Annotated in this window: 17 protein-coding genes; 7 read left to right on the top strand and 10 right to left on the bottom strand. The window is 52.2% G+C overall.

Annotated features, from left to right (window positions below; translation table 11 throughout):
- Positions 1-52: 52 nt before the first annotated feature.
- Positions 53-625 carry an L-threonylcarbamoyladenylate synthase gene (locus tag B051_RS0111720; protein WP_018478390.1) on the bottom strand — a complete coding sequence of 191 codons (573 nt, stop codon included), beginning with the start codon at positions 623-625 and terminating at the stop codon, positions 53-55.
- Positions 626-708: 83 nt separating this feature from the next.
- On the bottom strand, positions 709-1,110 hold the full coding sequence (gene mce, locus B051_RS0111715) for a methylmalonyl-CoA epimerase (RefSeq protein ID WP_018478389.1): 402 nt from the start codon (positions 1,108-1,110) through the stop codon (positions 709-711).
- Between the two features lie 117 nt (positions 1,111-1,227).
- On the opposite strand from mce, the gene B051_RS0111710 reads away from it, so the two are divergent.
- From B051_RS0111710 to B051_RS0111695, 4 genes are all read left to right on the top strand, one after another.
- On the top strand, positions 1,228-2,442 hold the full coding sequence (locus tag B051_RS0111710; protein WP_018478388.1) for an IscS subfamily cysteine desulfurase: 1,215 nt from the start codon (positions 1,228-1,230) through the stop codon (positions 2,440-2,442).
- 79 nt (positions 2,443-2,521) lie between these two features.
- Positions 2,522-2,935 carry a Fe-S cluster assembly scaffold IscU gene (gene iscU, locus B051_RS0111705; protein ID WP_018478387.1) on the top strand — a complete coding sequence of 138 codons (414 nt, stop codon included), beginning with the start codon at positions 2,522-2,524 and terminating at the stop codon, positions 2,933-2,935.
- Between the two features lie 15 nt (positions 2,936-2,950).
- Positions 2,951-3,358, top strand: a complete 408-nt coding sequence (locus B051_RS0111700) for a hypothetical protein (protein WP_018478386.1) — start codon at positions 2,951-2,953, stop codon at positions 3,356-3,358.
- Between the two features lie 12 nt (positions 3,359-3,370).
- The gene (locus B051_RS0111695) at positions 3,371-3,697 is read left to right on the top strand and encodes a HesB/IscA family protein (protein WP_018478385.1); all 327 of its coding nucleotides are present in this window, start codon (positions 3,371-3,373) and stop codon (positions 3,695-3,697) included.
- Positions 3,698-3,777: 80 nt separating this feature from the next.
- On the opposite strand, the gene B051_RS0111690 is transcribed toward B051_RS0111695, so the two are convergent.
- The 8 genes from B051_RS0111690 to murI all read right to left on the bottom strand — a co-directional run bounded on the left by B051_RS0111690 (position 3,778) and on the right by murI (position 11,080).
- Complete coding sequence (locus B051_RS0111690; RefSeq protein ID WP_169336211.1) at positions 3,778-4,995, bottom strand: T9SS type A sorting domain-containing protein; 1,218 nt, start codon at positions 4,993-4,995, stop codon at positions 3,778-3,780.
- Positions 4,996-5,420: 425 nt separating this feature from the next.
- Positions 5,421-5,741: an NADH-quinone oxidoreductase subunit NuoK gene (gene nuoK, locus B051_RS0111685; protein WP_018478383.1), complete on the bottom strand. Its 321-nt coding sequence runs from the start codon at positions 5,739-5,741 to the stop codon at positions 5,421-5,423.
- Complete coding sequence (locus B051_RS0111680) at positions 5,738-6,250, bottom strand: NADH-quinone oxidoreductase subunit J family protein (RefSeq protein ID WP_033316883.1); 513 nt, start codon at positions 6,248-6,250, stop codon at positions 5,738-5,740. Before B051_RS0111680 ends, nuoK begins: the two co-directional genes overlap by 4 nt.
- 139 nt (positions 6,251-6,389) lie before the next feature.
- Positions 6,390-6,998, bottom strand: a complete 609-nt coding sequence (locus tag B051_RS0111675) for a NuoI/complex I 23 kDa subunit family protein (protein WP_018478381.1) — start codon at positions 6,996-6,998, stop codon at positions 6,390-6,392.
- Positions 6,999-7,055: 57 nt separating this feature from the next.
- The gene (locus B051_RS0111670; RefSeq protein WP_018478380.1) at positions 7,056-8,159 is read right to left on the bottom strand and encodes a complex I subunit 1/NuoH family protein; all 1,104 of its coding nucleotides are present in this window, start codon (positions 8,157-8,159) and stop codon (positions 7,056-7,058) included.
- 63 nt (positions 8,160-8,222) lie between these two features.
- On the bottom strand, positions 8,223-9,410 hold the full coding sequence (locus B051_RS0111665; RefSeq protein WP_018478379.1) for a glutathionylspermidine synthase family protein: 1,188 nt from the start codon (positions 9,408-9,410) through the stop codon (positions 8,223-8,225).
- Positions 9,411-9,561: 151 nt separating this feature from the next.
- Positions 9,562-10,113: a hypothetical protein gene (locus B051_RS0111660; protein WP_018478378.1), complete on the bottom strand. Its 552-nt coding sequence runs from the start codon at positions 10,111-10,113 to the stop codon at positions 9,562-9,564.
- 151 nt (positions 10,114-10,264) lie between these two features.
- Positions 10,265-11,080 (bottom strand): glutamate racemase, encoded by an 816-nt coding sequence (gene murI / locus B051_RS0111655; protein ID WP_018478377.1) that lies wholly within the window; start codon positions 11,078-11,080, stop codon positions 10,265-10,267.
- 323 nt (positions 11,081-11,403) lie between these two features.
- Here murI and B051_RS0111650 point away from each other — a divergent pair, with 323 nt between their 5' ends.
- From B051_RS0111650 to B051_RS0111640, 3 genes are all read left to right on the top strand, one after another.
- On the top strand, positions 11,404-11,931 hold the full coding sequence (locus B051_RS0111650) for an RDD family protein (RefSeq protein WP_033316858.1): 528 nt from the start codon (positions 11,404-11,406) through the stop codon (positions 11,929-11,931).
- A 108-nt stretch (positions 11,932-12,039) separates the two neighbouring features.
- Positions 12,040-12,429 carry an SPW repeat domain-containing protein gene (locus B051_RS23060; protein ID WP_026236352.1) on the top strand — a complete coding sequence of 130 codons (390 nt, stop codon included), beginning with the start codon at positions 12,040-12,042 and terminating at the stop codon, positions 12,427-12,429.
- Positions 12,430-12,527: 98 nt separating this feature from the next.
- Entirely contained in the window at positions 12,528-14,408 is a 1,881-nt protein-coding gene (locus B051_RS0111640; protein WP_018478374.1) for an ABC-F family ATP-binding cassette domain-containing protein, read from the top strand.
- Positions 14,409-14,435: the final 27 nt, after the last annotated feature.

Below are 14,435 nucleotides of genomic sequence, written 5' to 3'. Positions count from 1 at the left end.
AGGCACAAAAGTAAAGAGATAAATTCAAAGCCTGCGCAATTTCGCCTGCGCTTTATTCCCGGATGACGGTCTGCTTCCCGTTCCAGTCAATCTGCACAATGCGGGACGGACGCGCCTCCACCTCCTCTTCCTGCCGCCACTGCACCACATAGTCCACGCGCTGCTTTATCTCATCCGATATCTCGGAGAAGGACCTAGGGGAAGGTTCACCGCTCAGGTTGGCTGAAGTCGAGACGAGGGGCCTGCCTATCTGTAGTATCAAGCGGTGGCAGAACTCCTCTTTGACCACACGTATACCTATGCTGCCATCTTCGGCCACCAGCTCCTGCGGCAGGTTCTGCCCCCCCGACAGCACGTAGGTTGTCGGCCGTTCCTGCGCCTCCACCAGTCGCTCAAGTCCAGTGGGCACCTCCTGCACATAGCGCCGGAGCATCTCCACGTCACTCACCAGTATAATCATTGACTTCGATTCCTGGCGTTCCTTAATCTTGTAGATTTTCCTGACAGCCCTGGGGTTCTCGGCGTCGCAGCCTATGCCCCATACCGTGTCGGTCGGGTATAGGATGACGTTGCCGACCAACAGCTCCTCCTCTGCCGCCTGTATCTCCTTCAGTAAGTGTTTCATAGTTTTGAATTGTTAGTTGCTGATTGCTCCTGTGATTGGTTTACGTCGTTTGTGACAACAATCAGCAGTTGGCAATCAACAAGTTACTTAATCTCCTGCGTCAGTTCCACCAGCACGCCATTGGCGCTCTTGGGGTGAACAAAGCAAACCAGCTTGTTGTCGGCACCTTTCTTAGGCACTTCGTTCAGCAGCGTGAAGCCTTCGTTTTTCAATCGCTCCATCTCCGCCAGAATGTCCTCCACCTCAAAGGCGATATGGTGTATCCCTTCGCCGCGCTTCTCCACAAATTTGCTGATGGCGCTATCCGGTGTGGTCCCCTCCAGCAGCTCTATCTTTGTGCCGCCCACCTTGAAGAAGGAGGTGTTCACCGCCTCCGACTCCACGAACTCTGTTTTGTAGGGCTCTACGCCCAGCAGTTTAAAATACAGGCCATTTGCCTCACTGAAATTTTTAACTGCTATACCTATATGTTCTACGTTAAGCATTTTCAATTTGTAATTAGTCTAAGTAAGCTTTTTTTAGTAATTTTGCACCGAATCCAAAACTAATAATTTCTTACTACTGTTTAGTAAACAGGACAAAAAGAGATAAAAAATAGTGATATGCTAACATTTCCGATATATTTAGACAACAACGCCACTACGCCCATGGACCCGCGCGTGCTGGAGGCTATGATGCCCTACTTTACCAGCAAGTTTGGTAATGCCGCATCGCGCAACCATGCTTTCGGCTGGCATGCTGAAGAGGCTGTTGACTATGCCCGTGAGCAGATTGCCGCATTGATTAACTGCTCTCCAAAAGAAATCATCTTCACCTCAGGCGCAACCGAGTCAGACAACCTGGCTATCAAAGGCGTGTTTGAGATGTATGCCTCCAAGGGTAACCACATCATTACGGCTACCACAGAGCACAAGGCGGTGCTGGACACTTGCAAGCATATCGAGAAGATAGGTGGCAAGGTGACTTACCTGCCCGTGAACGCGGAAGGCCTGATTGACCTGAAGCAGCTTGAAGAATCCATTACAGATAAGACCATCCTCATCTCCATCATGTATGGCAACAACGAGGTAGGCGTGATTCAGCCAATCCGTGAGATTTCTGCTATTGCCAAGAAGCACGGTGTGCTGTTCTTCACAGACGCGACACAAGCAGTGGGCAAGATTCCAGTGGACGTAGAAGCAGATGGCATCGACCTGATGGCCTTCTCCGGACACAAGATGTATGGCCCAAAAGGTATAGGCGCGCTGTATGTGCGTCGTAAGAACCCACGTGTGAAAGTAACTGCCCAAATGGACGGTGGCGGACATGAGCGTGGCATGCGTTCTGGCACACTGAACGTAACAGGTATAGTAGGCCTGGGCAAGGCCTGTGAAATCTGTAAGCAAGACATGGCAGCTGATACCGCCCGTCTGTCCGCCATGCGTGACCGTCTGGAGCGTGAGCTGCTGACAATAGAGGAATCGTATGTGAACGGTTCGCGTGAGCACCGTCTGCCACACGTATCCAACATCTCTTTCAAGTATGTAGAAGGCGAAGGCCTGATGATGGGTGTGAAGGACATCGCCGTATCCTCCGGATCTGCCTGTACCTCCGCTTCTTTGGAACCTTCCTACGTACTAAAAGCATTAGGATTAAGTGACGACCTGGCACACTCTTCGCTGCGTTTCGGCTTGAGCCGCTTCACAACGGAAGAGGAAATCGACTTCGCTATTAACCACGTGAAAGAGGCTGTTGCTAAATTGCGTGAGATGTCGCCACTGTGGGAGATGTTCAAAGAAGGCATCGACCTGAACTCAATTGAGTGGGCGGAACACTAAGATTTGACAACAATGAAGCAGAGGCTGTTCAAAGCTTCTGTTTCATCATTCATAACACACACTGTAATTATAAATAGCTATGGCTTATTCAGATAAAGTAATCGATCATTATAACAACCCACGCAACGTTGGTACGCTTGACAAGGCGAAAAACAACGTGGGTACTGGCCTGGTGGGTGCACCTGAGTGCGGTGACGTGATGCGTCTGCAGATTGAAGTGGACGAAAACCAGATTATCACCGATGCGAAGTTCAAGACTTTCGGTTGTGGTTCTGCCATCGCTTCTTCTTCTCTGGCTACTGAGTGGCTGAAAGGAAAGTCTGTGGACGAAGCACTCTCTATCGACAACATGGACATTGTGGAAGAGCTGGCTTTGCCTCCTGTGAAAATCCACTGCTCTGTACTGGCGGAAGACGCTATCAAGTCTGCCATCAACGACTACAGAGTAAAGAACGGATTGCCGGCACTGGAAATGCCTAAGTCTCACCACTAAGACACCGACTCACGAATGGAGTCAACGACAGAGGTGCACGTTGAAAGTGCACGCATTCAGAAGCAGATTGAGAACCACTTAGGCCTAAGCGGTGACAGTCTGCTTTTTGAATTCAGGCAGCTGGACAATAAAGTGCGCCTGGACCTCATCACGGTGAACCCGCGCCACCACCAGTCGTTCTTGTTCCATACGGAAACAGGCTATGACAAGGTGGACGCGCTCCGCAAGATGCTGGACTATGTGCGCAGTTACAAGGACAAAGAAAGCCCCTATACCGTGCAGTGGATGGCGCGCGGAGACAAGGAACTGAACACTTCCTACTTCCGGGCGCGCAACATGTACGAGGCGCTTGACAAGTTATACTTTGGCCGGGACATGAATACCATCACTGTTTTCAGCGTGGTGTTGAACCCGGTATCTTAAAAAGAAAGGATTATGATAACAGTATCAGACAAAGCAAAAGAGAAAGTATTGAGACTGAAGCAGGATGCGCAGCTCGATGATACGTTCCGTCTGCGTGCATCTGTTGCCGGCGGCGGCTGTTCCGGCCTCTCCTACAACCTCGACTTTGATGATGAGGTGAAACCCATGGACCAGGAGTTTGAGGACAAAGGCATCAAGGTGGTGGTAGACATGAAGAGCTTCCTATACCTGGCCGGCACCGAGCTCGACTTCTCAGACGGCTTGAACGGCAAAGGCTTCTACTTCAACAACCCGAACGCTTCCCGTACCTGCGGTTGCGGCGATAGCTTCTCGGTGTAATAAAGACAGCGGCTTATACAGAGCAGAAGGCCCAGCTATTACTTAGCTGGGCCTTCTGCTTTTGGAGTATGTGCTATACCTTAGTTCTTCAGGAAGCGTGTCACCTGTTTCTGCCCCTTCGCATCGTGTAGCACCAGCATGTAACTGCCCTGTCTGAGGCGACTCACATCCAAGGTATGGATTTGGTTGGAGGTCAGTTGCTGCTGTAGTACGCTCCTCCCCTGCTTATCGTAAATTGCCATAATATAAGTGGTGTGCCCCTGTGGCAACTCTACTCGGAGTTCACTATGAACGATGGTAGGATATACCAAGGCGTTGGCTACTGGTGCCGCCATTTGCACGGCTTCTACTTTGGAATAGGTATAGGTTCCGTGGTAGTCGACCTGTTTCAGCCTGTAATAGGATGTACCTGATGCTGGCTGCACATCCCGGAAGGTATAGCTGGTTCGTAGGCTGGTCGTTCCTTGTCCATTCACCTTGCCTATCGCTTCAAAGACTTTGCCGTCCGTGCTTCGCTCTACATCGAAGTGGCTGTTGTCCTGTTCGGAGGCCGTAGTCCAAACCAGCTCCACCGTCCGCGCATTGGCCTTGGCCGAGAAGTGCGTCAGCTCCACCGGAAGCGGCGTGATGACCTGCTCGAACTCCCACGTTACCTTCACATCATCAATCGCCAGCCCATGGTCCTGTTCCAGTTCATCCGCATCGCGCCAGCGCAGCATCACGTAATGGCCTGCAGGTATAACCACGGGTAAGGTATAGGAGAATTGCGCCCGGTTTGCCGCATCATTCCCATTCACATGCCCTGCAGTCTTTTTGATATAAGGGCTGCTGAATTGCATGGAAGGCACATATGCCCAGCCTTTGGCGCTTGCTCTGGTAGACAAGTCGAAGGATGCAGGGCTCTCAGCTACGGCGTAAGAGAAAGTCAGGCTCTGTACACCTGTGTTGATGCTGCCGCTGCGCCACTGCTCCCCCACATAGGACACATTCAGTGCGATGATGGGTTGGTCAGAGGTGTTTTGCAGCAACAGGTTGTAGGTAATCTCACCTTGCTTTGCCGCAGAAATGGCACCCAATGCCCGATCAGTTGAATTTGTATGCCCGTAACTGTATAGGCCTCCCGTACTATAAGAACCATTGTTCACAAACATCCCACTACCTGGCACCGAGCGCTCCACCGTCCACCCAAATGGGATAGTTGCATTGACTCCTATCTCAGCCGACGTACCGGTGCTCGGCAGCTCGTTAAAATCTTGGATGTACGTGTTGCCCGCGCTGTTCATGCTTATCTGCGCCATTGCTGAATTTTGCACAAAAAAACTCACAGTTACCGCCAACACCCCACAAATCATTCTCCAATGGGTAAATGTTTTCTCCATACTACACGAATAAATATTAGAGTTAAAGTTATTTAGGTTAAGCCCTTACCAAGGGTTTAAAATTTGTACTCTAACTTTCCAGCTTTTCGTATGGTTCAAAAAGGCAATAACTTTTATAACTTTTTTATGATGTTTAAACACTAATGCAACCACAACTCCGGCATCTAATTAGCAGACAAAACATAATAGCCGCATACCAACCGAAAAGTAGGCACCAAAAGCTGTGCAATTATAATTGGACGATTATTGATAGAAAGCTAACCCTAATGTGACATTCCGGTAGCGTGCCCAGTCAGGTATAAGAATGGGAATATTAAGTAAGTTGAAAGGAGCAGAAAAGAATCTTACTTGTTTTCCTGGCTTACAATCTGGTTGAGGTTAGCGGTCTTGAAGTGCTGGTATACCCGCAGCACAATGGCTAGGGCGATGGCTGCCTCGGCGGCCGCCACCAGAATCACGAAAAGTGAGAAAAGCTGCCCCTGCATAAGTGATGGGTCGTGACGACTGAAAGCAACGAGGTTCAGATTGGCTGCGTTGAAAATCAGCTCGATGCCCATCAGCACCACCACCGCATGCCGTTTGGTGATGACGGCCAATACGCCCAGGCTGAAGAGCACGGCGCTCAGCAACAAGACATGCTCCAAAGGTATCTGCTCCAGTGTCATCCGTTGTTTTTGTCAGTGGCAATGTACGCGGCTCCTATCAAGGCGATGAGCAGCAGCAGGGAGGCTACTTCAAAAGGCAGCACGAAATCGGTCATCAGCTTGATGCCTATGTTTTGCACCGTACTCTTCTGCTGGCCCAGCACATCCGTATCGGCTGCCTGCAGCCAGGGTAGGGAGGCAAATTTAGCTTGCCAAATGGTATAGCAGAGGCCCACCAACGTCAGCAGCGACACCGTTATACCCCAACCCAAATTCGTGTTCTCCGACATAACTGATTTGTCGTGCATGCGGCTGCTCAGCATGATTCCAAACAGAATCAGGACCAGTACGCCGCCCACGTATACCATTAGTTGCGTGACAGCCACGAAATCGGCGAAGAGCAACACGTATATGGCAGCCACACTCAGCAACGTGAGCAGCAGCGAGAAACCGGCATAGAGCAGGTTACGCGTCAGCACCATATAAGCCCCCGAAAGTACAGCCAGTGCGGCGAATAAGTAGAAGAGCATCTTTTTCTTAATCAATTAACAGTCATCAGTTGCTCGAAATACCTCGCAGTTAATGCCCTGGGAGCGTCTGGCGCCAAAAGCCTTCGCCTCATCACTTAGACACTCGCGGGAGCTGCGCACGCAGCGAGGACTTTCTGTCTCACCCCTGCTTTCTGGCAGCCAATGCAGCTGCTTTGGCTGCTGCCATCTCCTCCTGCTGCTTGGCTAGCAATTGCTTCTTCTCCTCCGCCTGCTCCGGCGAAAGGTCCGTGAAATGGTAAATCATGTTCTTGATGTCAACTTCCGCGAAATCATACACGGGTGTCATGGTAAGGCAATCGGTTGGGCATACTGAGGTGCAGAGGCCGCAGTAGCAGCACTTAGCCATATCAATGTCAAACACGGGGGCATACAGGCGCTTCTTGGTGCCGTCAGAGGTCATGCCAATCTCTTCGGTCGCCTTCACCGACTCGATGGTGATGCAATTGACCGGGCATACCTTGGCACAGAGGTCGCACACAATGCAGTCATCAATTTCGTTGTGCAGACGGTAGCGTCCGTTCTCGGGCACAGGTATAGCTTCGTACGGATAAGTGAGCGTCACCAGTCCTTCGGGCTGCTTGAAGTAGCTGGCGTCCGACACAGGCACTGGCTGGCGTCGCTTGTCCGCATTCAGGAAGTGCCGCCACGTCAGGCGCAGTCCGCTCAGCAGCGACTTCACCACGTGCCAGAATCCGTTTTTACGTTGTATGGCTTCTCTTCTTTCCATTTGGTTTAACAAACGCAGCGTATAGCAGCAGTGCTTTACCTGCTCAGTTTCCGCCTTCTAAATCATCAACAACCGCCAGATGCCTGCCAGCAGAACCACTGCCAGCGCAATAGGCGTGAGTACTTTCCAGCACAGGTGCATAAGCTGATCCACGCGCAAGCGCGGATAGGTCCAGCGAATCTGCAACTGCAGAAACAGGAGCACAAAGGTCTTGCTCAGCAGCCAGAAACCTCCCCACAGCATACCCGATAATCCTCCTACGGTGCCTGTGGTCCAATAGGCCAGCTGCAGCGGACCTATATTCGGCAGCGGTGTGTTCCAACTCCCCAGGAAAAGGATGACTGCCACCAGGCTCACCAGCACCATCATGCTGTACTCAGCCAGGAACAGCACCGCGAAACGGAAACCAGAATACTCCACATGGAAGCCCGCCACCAGCTCCGACTCCGCCTCCGGAATGTCAAAGGGGGCGCGGTTGCTCTCTGCCAGCGAAGCGATAAAGTAGATTACGAAAGCCACCAGCAGCACGGGTGCCCGGAAGACATTCCAGGTGGTGATGCCGCCAATGCGGGTGGTGTCTATACCTAGGGCCTCAATGCCGAACAGCCAGTTAGTCTCAAATTCAAGACCTGGGAAGCGGTTCATGAGCGCGCCCTGCTGGTAACTGATTTCCTGGAAGTCGAGGGACTGGCAAACAATGACTACCGAAAGAATAGCCAGACCGGCTGGTATCTCATAGGACACGATTTGGGCCACGGAGCGCATTGCGCCCAGCATGGCATACTTGTTATTGGAGCCCCAGCCCGCCATCAGCAGCCCCACCACATCCAACGAAATAATGGCCAGCAGATAGAACACCCCGATGCCTATACCTGCAGGAATCAAATCCGGGGTGAAGGGGATGACGGCAAAGCCAGCGAACACGGCGGCAAAGATGAGAATGGGTGCCAGCTTGAAAAGCTTTTTATCGGCTGCGGCCGACACGATGTCTTCTTTCTGGAGCAGCTTGACCACATCCAGCACCGACTGTAGCGAGCCGTAAGGCCCTGCCTCTGTAGGGCCCATGCGGTCTTGCATGAAGGCGGCCACCTTGCGCTCTGCGTAAGCCAGCACAATCACGATGCCGAGCAAAAGCACAAGTGTCAGCACGAAAGCAAGCATAGGTGGTCAGGGTTTGATAATAGGCAAAGGTAGGTATTTTAATCTGGAAATATAGGGCTATACCTACCCCTCCAGCAGGTGCGGCACAAACTGCGACAGGTTGGTGATGATGCCCTTTTCCCGGCGGAAACCGATGGCACAGCCCTCCCCCGCCCAGAACACGCCAGCTTGGTACTGATAGCCTTTGGAGTCTTCGGGCAGCTCGCACCAGCGCTGGTATACTTGCTGTTGGCGGTCATACTCGCCTTCCATTTTGGTCACGCGGCCACGGTCCACCACCTCCACGCTCTGTCCTTCCCTGCCGAAGTAAGGTTTTTTGATGTACTTGCCCGTCAGCGGCTCCAAATCCGTCTCCAGCAGCAGTGGGTGGTACGGGTAAGCCTTCCAGAGCCAGGCTAGCATGCCTTTGCTTTGGAAGAGCAAGGTATAGGCAGGGTTGGCGATGGTGATGGTGCGGGAGCGCGACAGCAGGGTCAGGCTTGCCAGCAGTTCCGGCTCTTCCCAGGCAATCTGCTCCCAAGGCAGCAGTTTGAACAGGAAGGGGAAATGCCGCCACTGCTCCGACTCCACCTGTGCCCATACGCCCTTCTCCTCCCCTTCTGTAGAGATGGTCATGTTTTCAATTGGGCAAAGATGCGCATCAAAGCCCGCTTCGTTGGCAGCTTGGGTGATAACGGCACAATTGGCCTCGTCTTCGGCACTGGCTCCGAGGTAGGTCACCAGCAGGGCGGGCGCCAAGTCATCGTTGTTCTCGCGCCACTTTCTCAATTGCTCCACCAGCGCTTCGTACAGGCCGGAGTACTGGTTGGCGTTCTGCTTGCCGGCGGCGGCTAGGCTGGCCCACTGCACCACGGCCGTCTCAGGTATAGAAGTGGCGGTGTCTGCGTTAAATTCCAGCAGTTTGGGTCCATCGGGCGTTTGGGCCAAATCGAAGCGGCCGTAAAGATGCCACTGCCGGTCATCGTTCCAGGAAATGCGCACCAACTGCCAGAGGTTCTCCGGTATACCCAGCACTTTCAGGAAGGCATCTGGCAAATCATCCGGCACCGACTGCACCATCATGTCATAGAGGGAACTGGCGGCGTCCAACAGTTCCTCGGCTTCGTCTTCGCTGATGACCACGGTCTCGCCGGGCACATAGTTGGCACAGCCGTCTTCCACGCACCACTCCCAGCCCAAACCGCGAACGGCTTTCTCCACATCGCCCGTGTGCGGCTGTATGCGGATGGTAGATTTTGAATTATCTGACATGAATGTTTATTCGAGAAGAAACAAGATTGAGAAATGAAGCGCGATTGGGTGTGGAAAAGAACCCACCAGGTATAGCGCATCCGGTCGCCACAGACAACGCCGCGACTTCACCGGGAAATACTTCAAATAGGCCTGTTGCTATACCTTGGACCTATGCGCCTGCGCCACTACTGCGGCCCCGGAAGTACCCACTGCGACCACTGCGCGGCGCCGTAGATTGCTGCCGGTAGGTCTGCACGTTCTGGCGCCATGCCTCGGTGCGCTGCATCACGCCTGGGTTGGCATAGTAGCCAGGTCGGGGCGACATCATGCGGCCAGCCATAAAGCCCATGCCGCTCCACCACAGCACGCTGCCCAGACCAAAGCCGCCCTGGTTGTACTGCTGCTGGTTGTTGGCTATGTCGCGCATCTGGTTCTCGAGCGCCAGCCCCTGCAGCGTGTCTACGCGACCATCGTTATACTTCAAGATGGCCATGCTCTGCCCTGGCACTGTGGTGCGCTCATCGGTTATCTTCCACTGGTCGGGGGCCTCTTCGGTCAGTTCGGTGATGATGCCATCGGGCACCTGCACCTCTGAGCCGGCGTTCCCGTTCTGGTTGCTGGATGTATTGGATTCACATCCGGTAAGACCCATGCAGGCAGCGGCAGCCACAATAAAGGCATTGCGCTTGAAGTCGCCTATGGTCAAATATCGCTTTTTCATGTTTTTCTCCGTTGTAGTATAAAGGTACCTATTTTACGGGAATTTAAGAAAGAGTAGTGGCGCTGCCTGCTCAATTGTTACCAGCCGCCCGAATCAGGTATAGCAACAGCTCCTTGTCTAACTTTCTAACTCCTAAATTCTCTACCTCACTTTACTCCCACAGCGGATAATGCTCCAGGTGGACCTCCCGCTGGAAGAAGATGCGCGTGCTCTCCTCAAAAGACTGGGTGAAGTCAGAGACATAGAAGGAATGGTCGCCAACCAGTTTGTCAGATGCCAGGCTGTTCGCCTCCAGAAACGACTGGACATGCCGCGCCACAATCTGGCTCGCGTCCAGCACATCCACCTGGCCCTGGTAATAGTTCTCTATCTGCTTTTTGATGAGCGGGTAATGCGTGCAACCCAGTATAAGTGCTTCTATACCTACTAAACCCGGGTCTGAGAGGTAGGCGTGTATCACGCTCTCCGAGATGGTGTCGTTGAAGAAGCCTTCCTCAATCATGGCGGCCAGCAGCGGTGTGGCGTGTGATTTCAACGTGATGCCGAGGTCAAGTTCGTCTACCTTTTTGCGGTACACGTTGGAGTTCACGGTTTGCTTTGTTCCAATCAGCCCTATCGTTCGGTTTGGGTAAGTCTCCCCGATGTGCTTCACCACGGGGTCTATCACATTGAGCACCCTGGCCTTGCTGCCCACATATTCTTTCACCAGTTCATAGGCCGCAGCCGAGGCCGAGTTGCAGGCTATCAGAATCACCTTGCACTGCTGCCGGAGCAACAGGTCGCATATTTTCACAGCATAAGCCTGTATGGCTGCGGTCGACTTGTCTCCGTACGGGAGGTGGGCCGTATCTCCGAAATAGACCAGCCGCTCCTGGGGCAGCGCCTGCACAATAGCCTGAGCCACAGTCAGTCCGCCTATGCCGCTGTCAAAAATGCCTATTGGCTTCTCTCTTTTATCCTGTGCCATTAACTGCGAAGGTATAGCAAAATGAGGTGATAATGTACGTTGGCCGTTATTTTTGGTCTGTTGACTTAATACTTTACGTGTTTTGAATTTTTTGAAATTATAATTGGGTTATACATCCAATTGTCCTAAACATATAGTAGTCGCATTCTATATTATTATGCTAATATATTTTGTTACTAAAGAACAATTGTTTATATTTAGCTTATCAGGAATGATATCCAGGGCTTAGTTGCTTGCAAAAGGCCAGCAGCTAACGATTATCCCCACGTAGGCTTTGCCGTGAAGCAGGCAGAGCAGTGTATGCACCACTAACCTAAGCCCTTATGTCTACTACACTTACAAATTCAGCCTTTATTGCTATGCCCGTTTCTCCTGTCATAAAAAGAGCACCTCTTTATGGCAGCCTGGCTAACCGCTTCGTTGCATTCCTGGTAGACACCACTATCCTGGTGTTCTGCTATTCCCTTATCTTGTACTCTACAGCCGAGAACCCCTTGCAGTTCAGCACCTGGAAAGACGTGGTTAATTTCGGGGGAATCAGCATGGTTGAGTTTGAAGCAATACTGAAAGTGTTCCTATTCAGTGCCTATTTCCCGGTGCTCCATTGGCTCTATTATACGCTCCTAGAGGCTTCCCCCAAGCAGGCCACCATTGGCAAGTTCACGCTGGGTCTGAAGGTGACCGACTTACGCGGCAAGCGCATCACTTTCCTACAGGCTAACCTGCGCTATTTCTCCAAACTGCTGTCGGCTCTCCCTTTGTTTACGGGATTCCTGCTGATTCTGAGCACCCGCCGCAAGCAGACATTGCACGATTATATATCTCGAACCGTCGTTGTCACTGACCAGTAAATTGCACTAAAAAGCGACACCCACTACAACATCCTCATTTAACCTTCGTATAATTCATCAACCAACCTGCAGAAATTAACTAGTTTAACAAGCAGAAAGGAGGCAATTATGCGATTTATCCCAACCCGTTTTCACGGTATTCTTGATTACATATATGGTATTTTATTAATAGCTTCGCCCTGGATTTTTGACTTTGCCGCTGGCGGAGCGGAAACCTGGGTACCTGTTGTAATCGGAGCCATGGTACTCTTGCAGACCATTATGACGGACTTTGAAGTAGGTATTTTTAAGATGATACCTATGCAGACACACTTGTTGCTGGACTTTGGTATCGGCGTGATTCTGGCGCTGTCGCCTTGGCTGTTCGGCTTTGCGGACGTAGTGTACACGCCACACCTGATATTTGGTGTTTTTTCAATGCTGGCTTCGCTTACTACGCACCGTACGCCCAGCAGAGCCTACAAAACCAATGTGGCACACGAGGAAACTATGAGGTAATCCAATCAAAAGATATTGTACGAACAGGCTGGCTTCCAAAAGTCAGCCTGTTTTTATTTTACCTGTATCCTAAGCGCAGAAATGTCTAAATTTGCACCATGAATTACCTATCTGCAGAGAATATATCCAAAAGCTTCGGTGAGCGCTGGCTTTTCAAGAACCTGAACTTTGGCCTGAGCCAGGGGCAGCGCATAGCCTTGGTTGGGGTGAACGGCTCCGGCAAGACAACCCTACTCAACGTACTGGCAGGCAAACTCCCTCCTGACGAAGGAAGCGTGAGCGTGCGCAAGGAAGTGACTATCGGTTTCTTGGGCCAAAATCCGGAATTCGACGAGGAGCTGACGGTGCAGCAGACTATCTTCTCAGGGCAGGGAGAGGTGCTGGATGTCATCCGCGACTACGAGGTGGCCATCTCCCACCCCGACACCAGCGCCGACAAAATGCAGCACCTGATGGAGCGCATGGACGAGTTGCAGGCCTGGGATTTTGAGGTGAAGGTAAAGCAGATTCTTTCCAAACTAGGTATACACGACCTGGAGAAGCAGATAAAGCACCTCTCAGGCGGGCAGCGAAAGCGCGTGGCCATGGCCCGTGTGCTGATTGAGGAGCCCAGCATGCTCATTCTCGACGAGCCTACCAACCACCTGGACCTGGATACGATTGAGTGGCTCGAGGGATTGCTCTCTACCCAGAACACCACCATTCTAATGGTGACGCACGACCGCTATTTCCTGGACAAAGTGGCCAATGAGATTGCGGAGCTGGATAACGGGCAGCTCTATACCTACAAAGGCAACTACAGCTACTTCATCGAGAAGAAAGCCTCGCGCGAGGAGATGGCGGCAGCCGAAACCGAGAAGGCCCGCAACCTGATGCGCAAGGAACTGGACTGGATTAGGCGACAGCCCAAGGCACGCGGCACCAAGGCCAAGTACCGGGTAGATGCCTTTGAAGAACTCAAAGAAAAAGCAGCCAAGAAGATACAAGGCCCACAACTGGAGCTTTCCGTCAAGACCACTCGGCAGGGCGGTAAGATTATCGAGGTGGAGAAAATCTCCAAGTCCTTTGGCAACAAGAAAATCGTGGACAACTTCTCCTATGTGTTTAAGAAAAAGGACCGCATAGGTATAGTAGGGCCTAACGGGGCCGGCAAATCTACGTTCCTGAACATGCTCACGGCCAAACTGCAGCCCGACAGCGGCACCATCGATGCCGGTCAGACCACCGTGTTCGGTTACTATACCCAGGACGAGCTGACTTTCCGGGAAGACCAACGGGTGATTGACATCGCGAAAGACATTGCGGAAGTGGTGGAGATGGCCAATGGCGAGGTCATCACGGCCAGCCAGTTTTTGCAGCACTTCCAGTTTGCGCCGGCCCAGCAGTATACCTTTGTCAGTAAACTGAGCGGTGGCGAGAAGCGTCGCCTGCAACTGCTGCGCGTGCTCATCAAGAACCCAAACTTCCTGATTCTGGACGAACCGACCAACGACCTGGACATCATCACGCTCAACATACTCGAGGATTTCCTGCTGAACTTCGGTGGATGCCTGCTCATGGTGTCGCACGACCGCTACTTCATGGACCGGTTGGTAGACCACCTCTTCGTGTTCGAAGGCGAAGGCAAAATCCGGAATTTCCCTGGCAACTACACCGATTACCGGGAGTGGCTCAAGGAGCAGGAAAAAGAGGAACAGCTCACTAAAATGGCCGCTCCGGCACCAACACCCGAGAAAAAGCAGGAGCAGCCCACCGCCGGCAAGCGCAAGCCCACTTACCAGGAAAAGAAAGAATACGAGCAGCTGGAGCAGCAGCTACAGCAACTGGAGGCACGCAAGACCGAAATTACAGAAGCTATGAACGCCGGCACCACCACCGACCACGCGCAGCTCACCGCCTGGGCCAAGGAGTTGGAACAGGTGAATGAGGAGCTGGAGGAAAAGGAGATGCGCTGGCTGGAACTGGCCGAACTGATGTAGGCTATACCTACTCCTATACAAAATGCG

Source organism: Pontibacter roseus DSM 17521 (assembly GCF_000373265.1).
GTDB lineage: Bacteria > Bacteroidota > Bacteroidia > Cytophagales > Hymenobacteraceae > Pontibacter > Pontibacter roseus.
Note: the sequence above shows the minus strand (reverse complement) of the source record. Positions and strands in the feature narration are given on the sequence as shown.

Bases quoted from the DNA above. Each gene is read 5' to 3' on its own strand.
- B051_RS0111675 (WP_018478381.1), bottom strand. From the start codon at position 6,998: ATGGAAAGAAGAGAAGCCATACAACGTAAAAACGGATTCTGGCACGTG.
- B051_RS0111720 (WP_018478390.1), bottom strand. From the start codon at position 625: ATGAAACACTTACTGAAGGAGATACAGGCGGCAGAGGAGGAGCTGTTG.
- B051_RS0111700 (WP_018478386.1), top strand. From the start codon at position 2,951: ATGGAGTCAACGACAGAGGTGCACGTTGAAAGTGCACGCATTCAGAAG.
- B051_RS23060 (WP_026236352.1), top strand. From the start codon at position 12,040: ATGCGATTTATCCCAACCCGTTTTCACGGTATTCTTGATTACATATAT.
- B051_RS0111690 (WP_169336211.1), bottom strand. From the start codon at position 4,995: ATGGCGCAGATAAGCATGAACAGCGCGGGCAACACGTACATCCAAGAT.
- B051_RS0111670 (WP_018478380.1), bottom strand. From the start codon at position 8,159: ATGCTTGCTTTCGTGCTGACACTTGTGCTTTTGCTCGGCATCGTGATT.
- mce (WP_018478389.1), bottom strand. From the start codon at position 1,110: ATGCTTAACGTAGAACATATAGGTATAGCAGTTAAAAATTTCAGTGAG.
- B051_RS0111710 (WP_018478388.1), top strand. From the start codon at position 1,228: ATGCTAACATTTCCGATATATTTAGACAACAACGCCACTACGCCCATG.
- B051_RS0111680 (WP_033316883.1), bottom strand. From the start codon at position 6,250: ATGCTCTTCTACTTATTCGCCGCACTGGCTGTACTTTCGGGGGCTTAT.
- B051_RS0111665 (WP_018478379.1), bottom strand. From the start codon at position 9,410: ATGTCAGATAATTCAAAATCTACCATCCGCATACAGCCGCACACGGGC.
- murI (WP_018478377.1), bottom strand. From the start codon at position 11,080: ATGGCACAGGATAAAAGAGAGAAGCCAATAGGCATTTTTGACAGCGGC.
- B051_RS0111650 (WP_033316858.1), top strand. From the start codon at position 11,404: ATGTCTACTACACTTACAAATTCAGCCTTTATTGCTATGCCCGTTTCT.
- iscU (WP_018478387.1), top strand. From the start codon at position 2,522: ATGGCTTATTCAGATAAAGTAATCGATCATTATAACAACCCACGCAAC.
- B051_RS0111695 (WP_018478385.1), top strand. From the start codon at position 3,371: ATGATAACAGTATCAGACAAAGCAAAAGAGAAAGTATTGAGACTGAAG.
- nuoK (WP_018478383.1), bottom strand. From the start codon at position 5,741: ATGACACTGGAGCAGATACCTTTGGAGCATGTCTTGTTGCTGAGCGCC.
- B051_RS0111640 (WP_018478374.1), top strand. From the start codon at position 12,528: ATGAATTACCTATCTGCAGAGAATATATCCAAAAGCTTCGGTGAGCGC.
- B051_RS0111660 (WP_018478378.1), bottom strand. From the start codon at position 10,113: ATGAAAAAGCGATATTTGACCATAGGCGACTTCAAGCGCAATGCCTTT.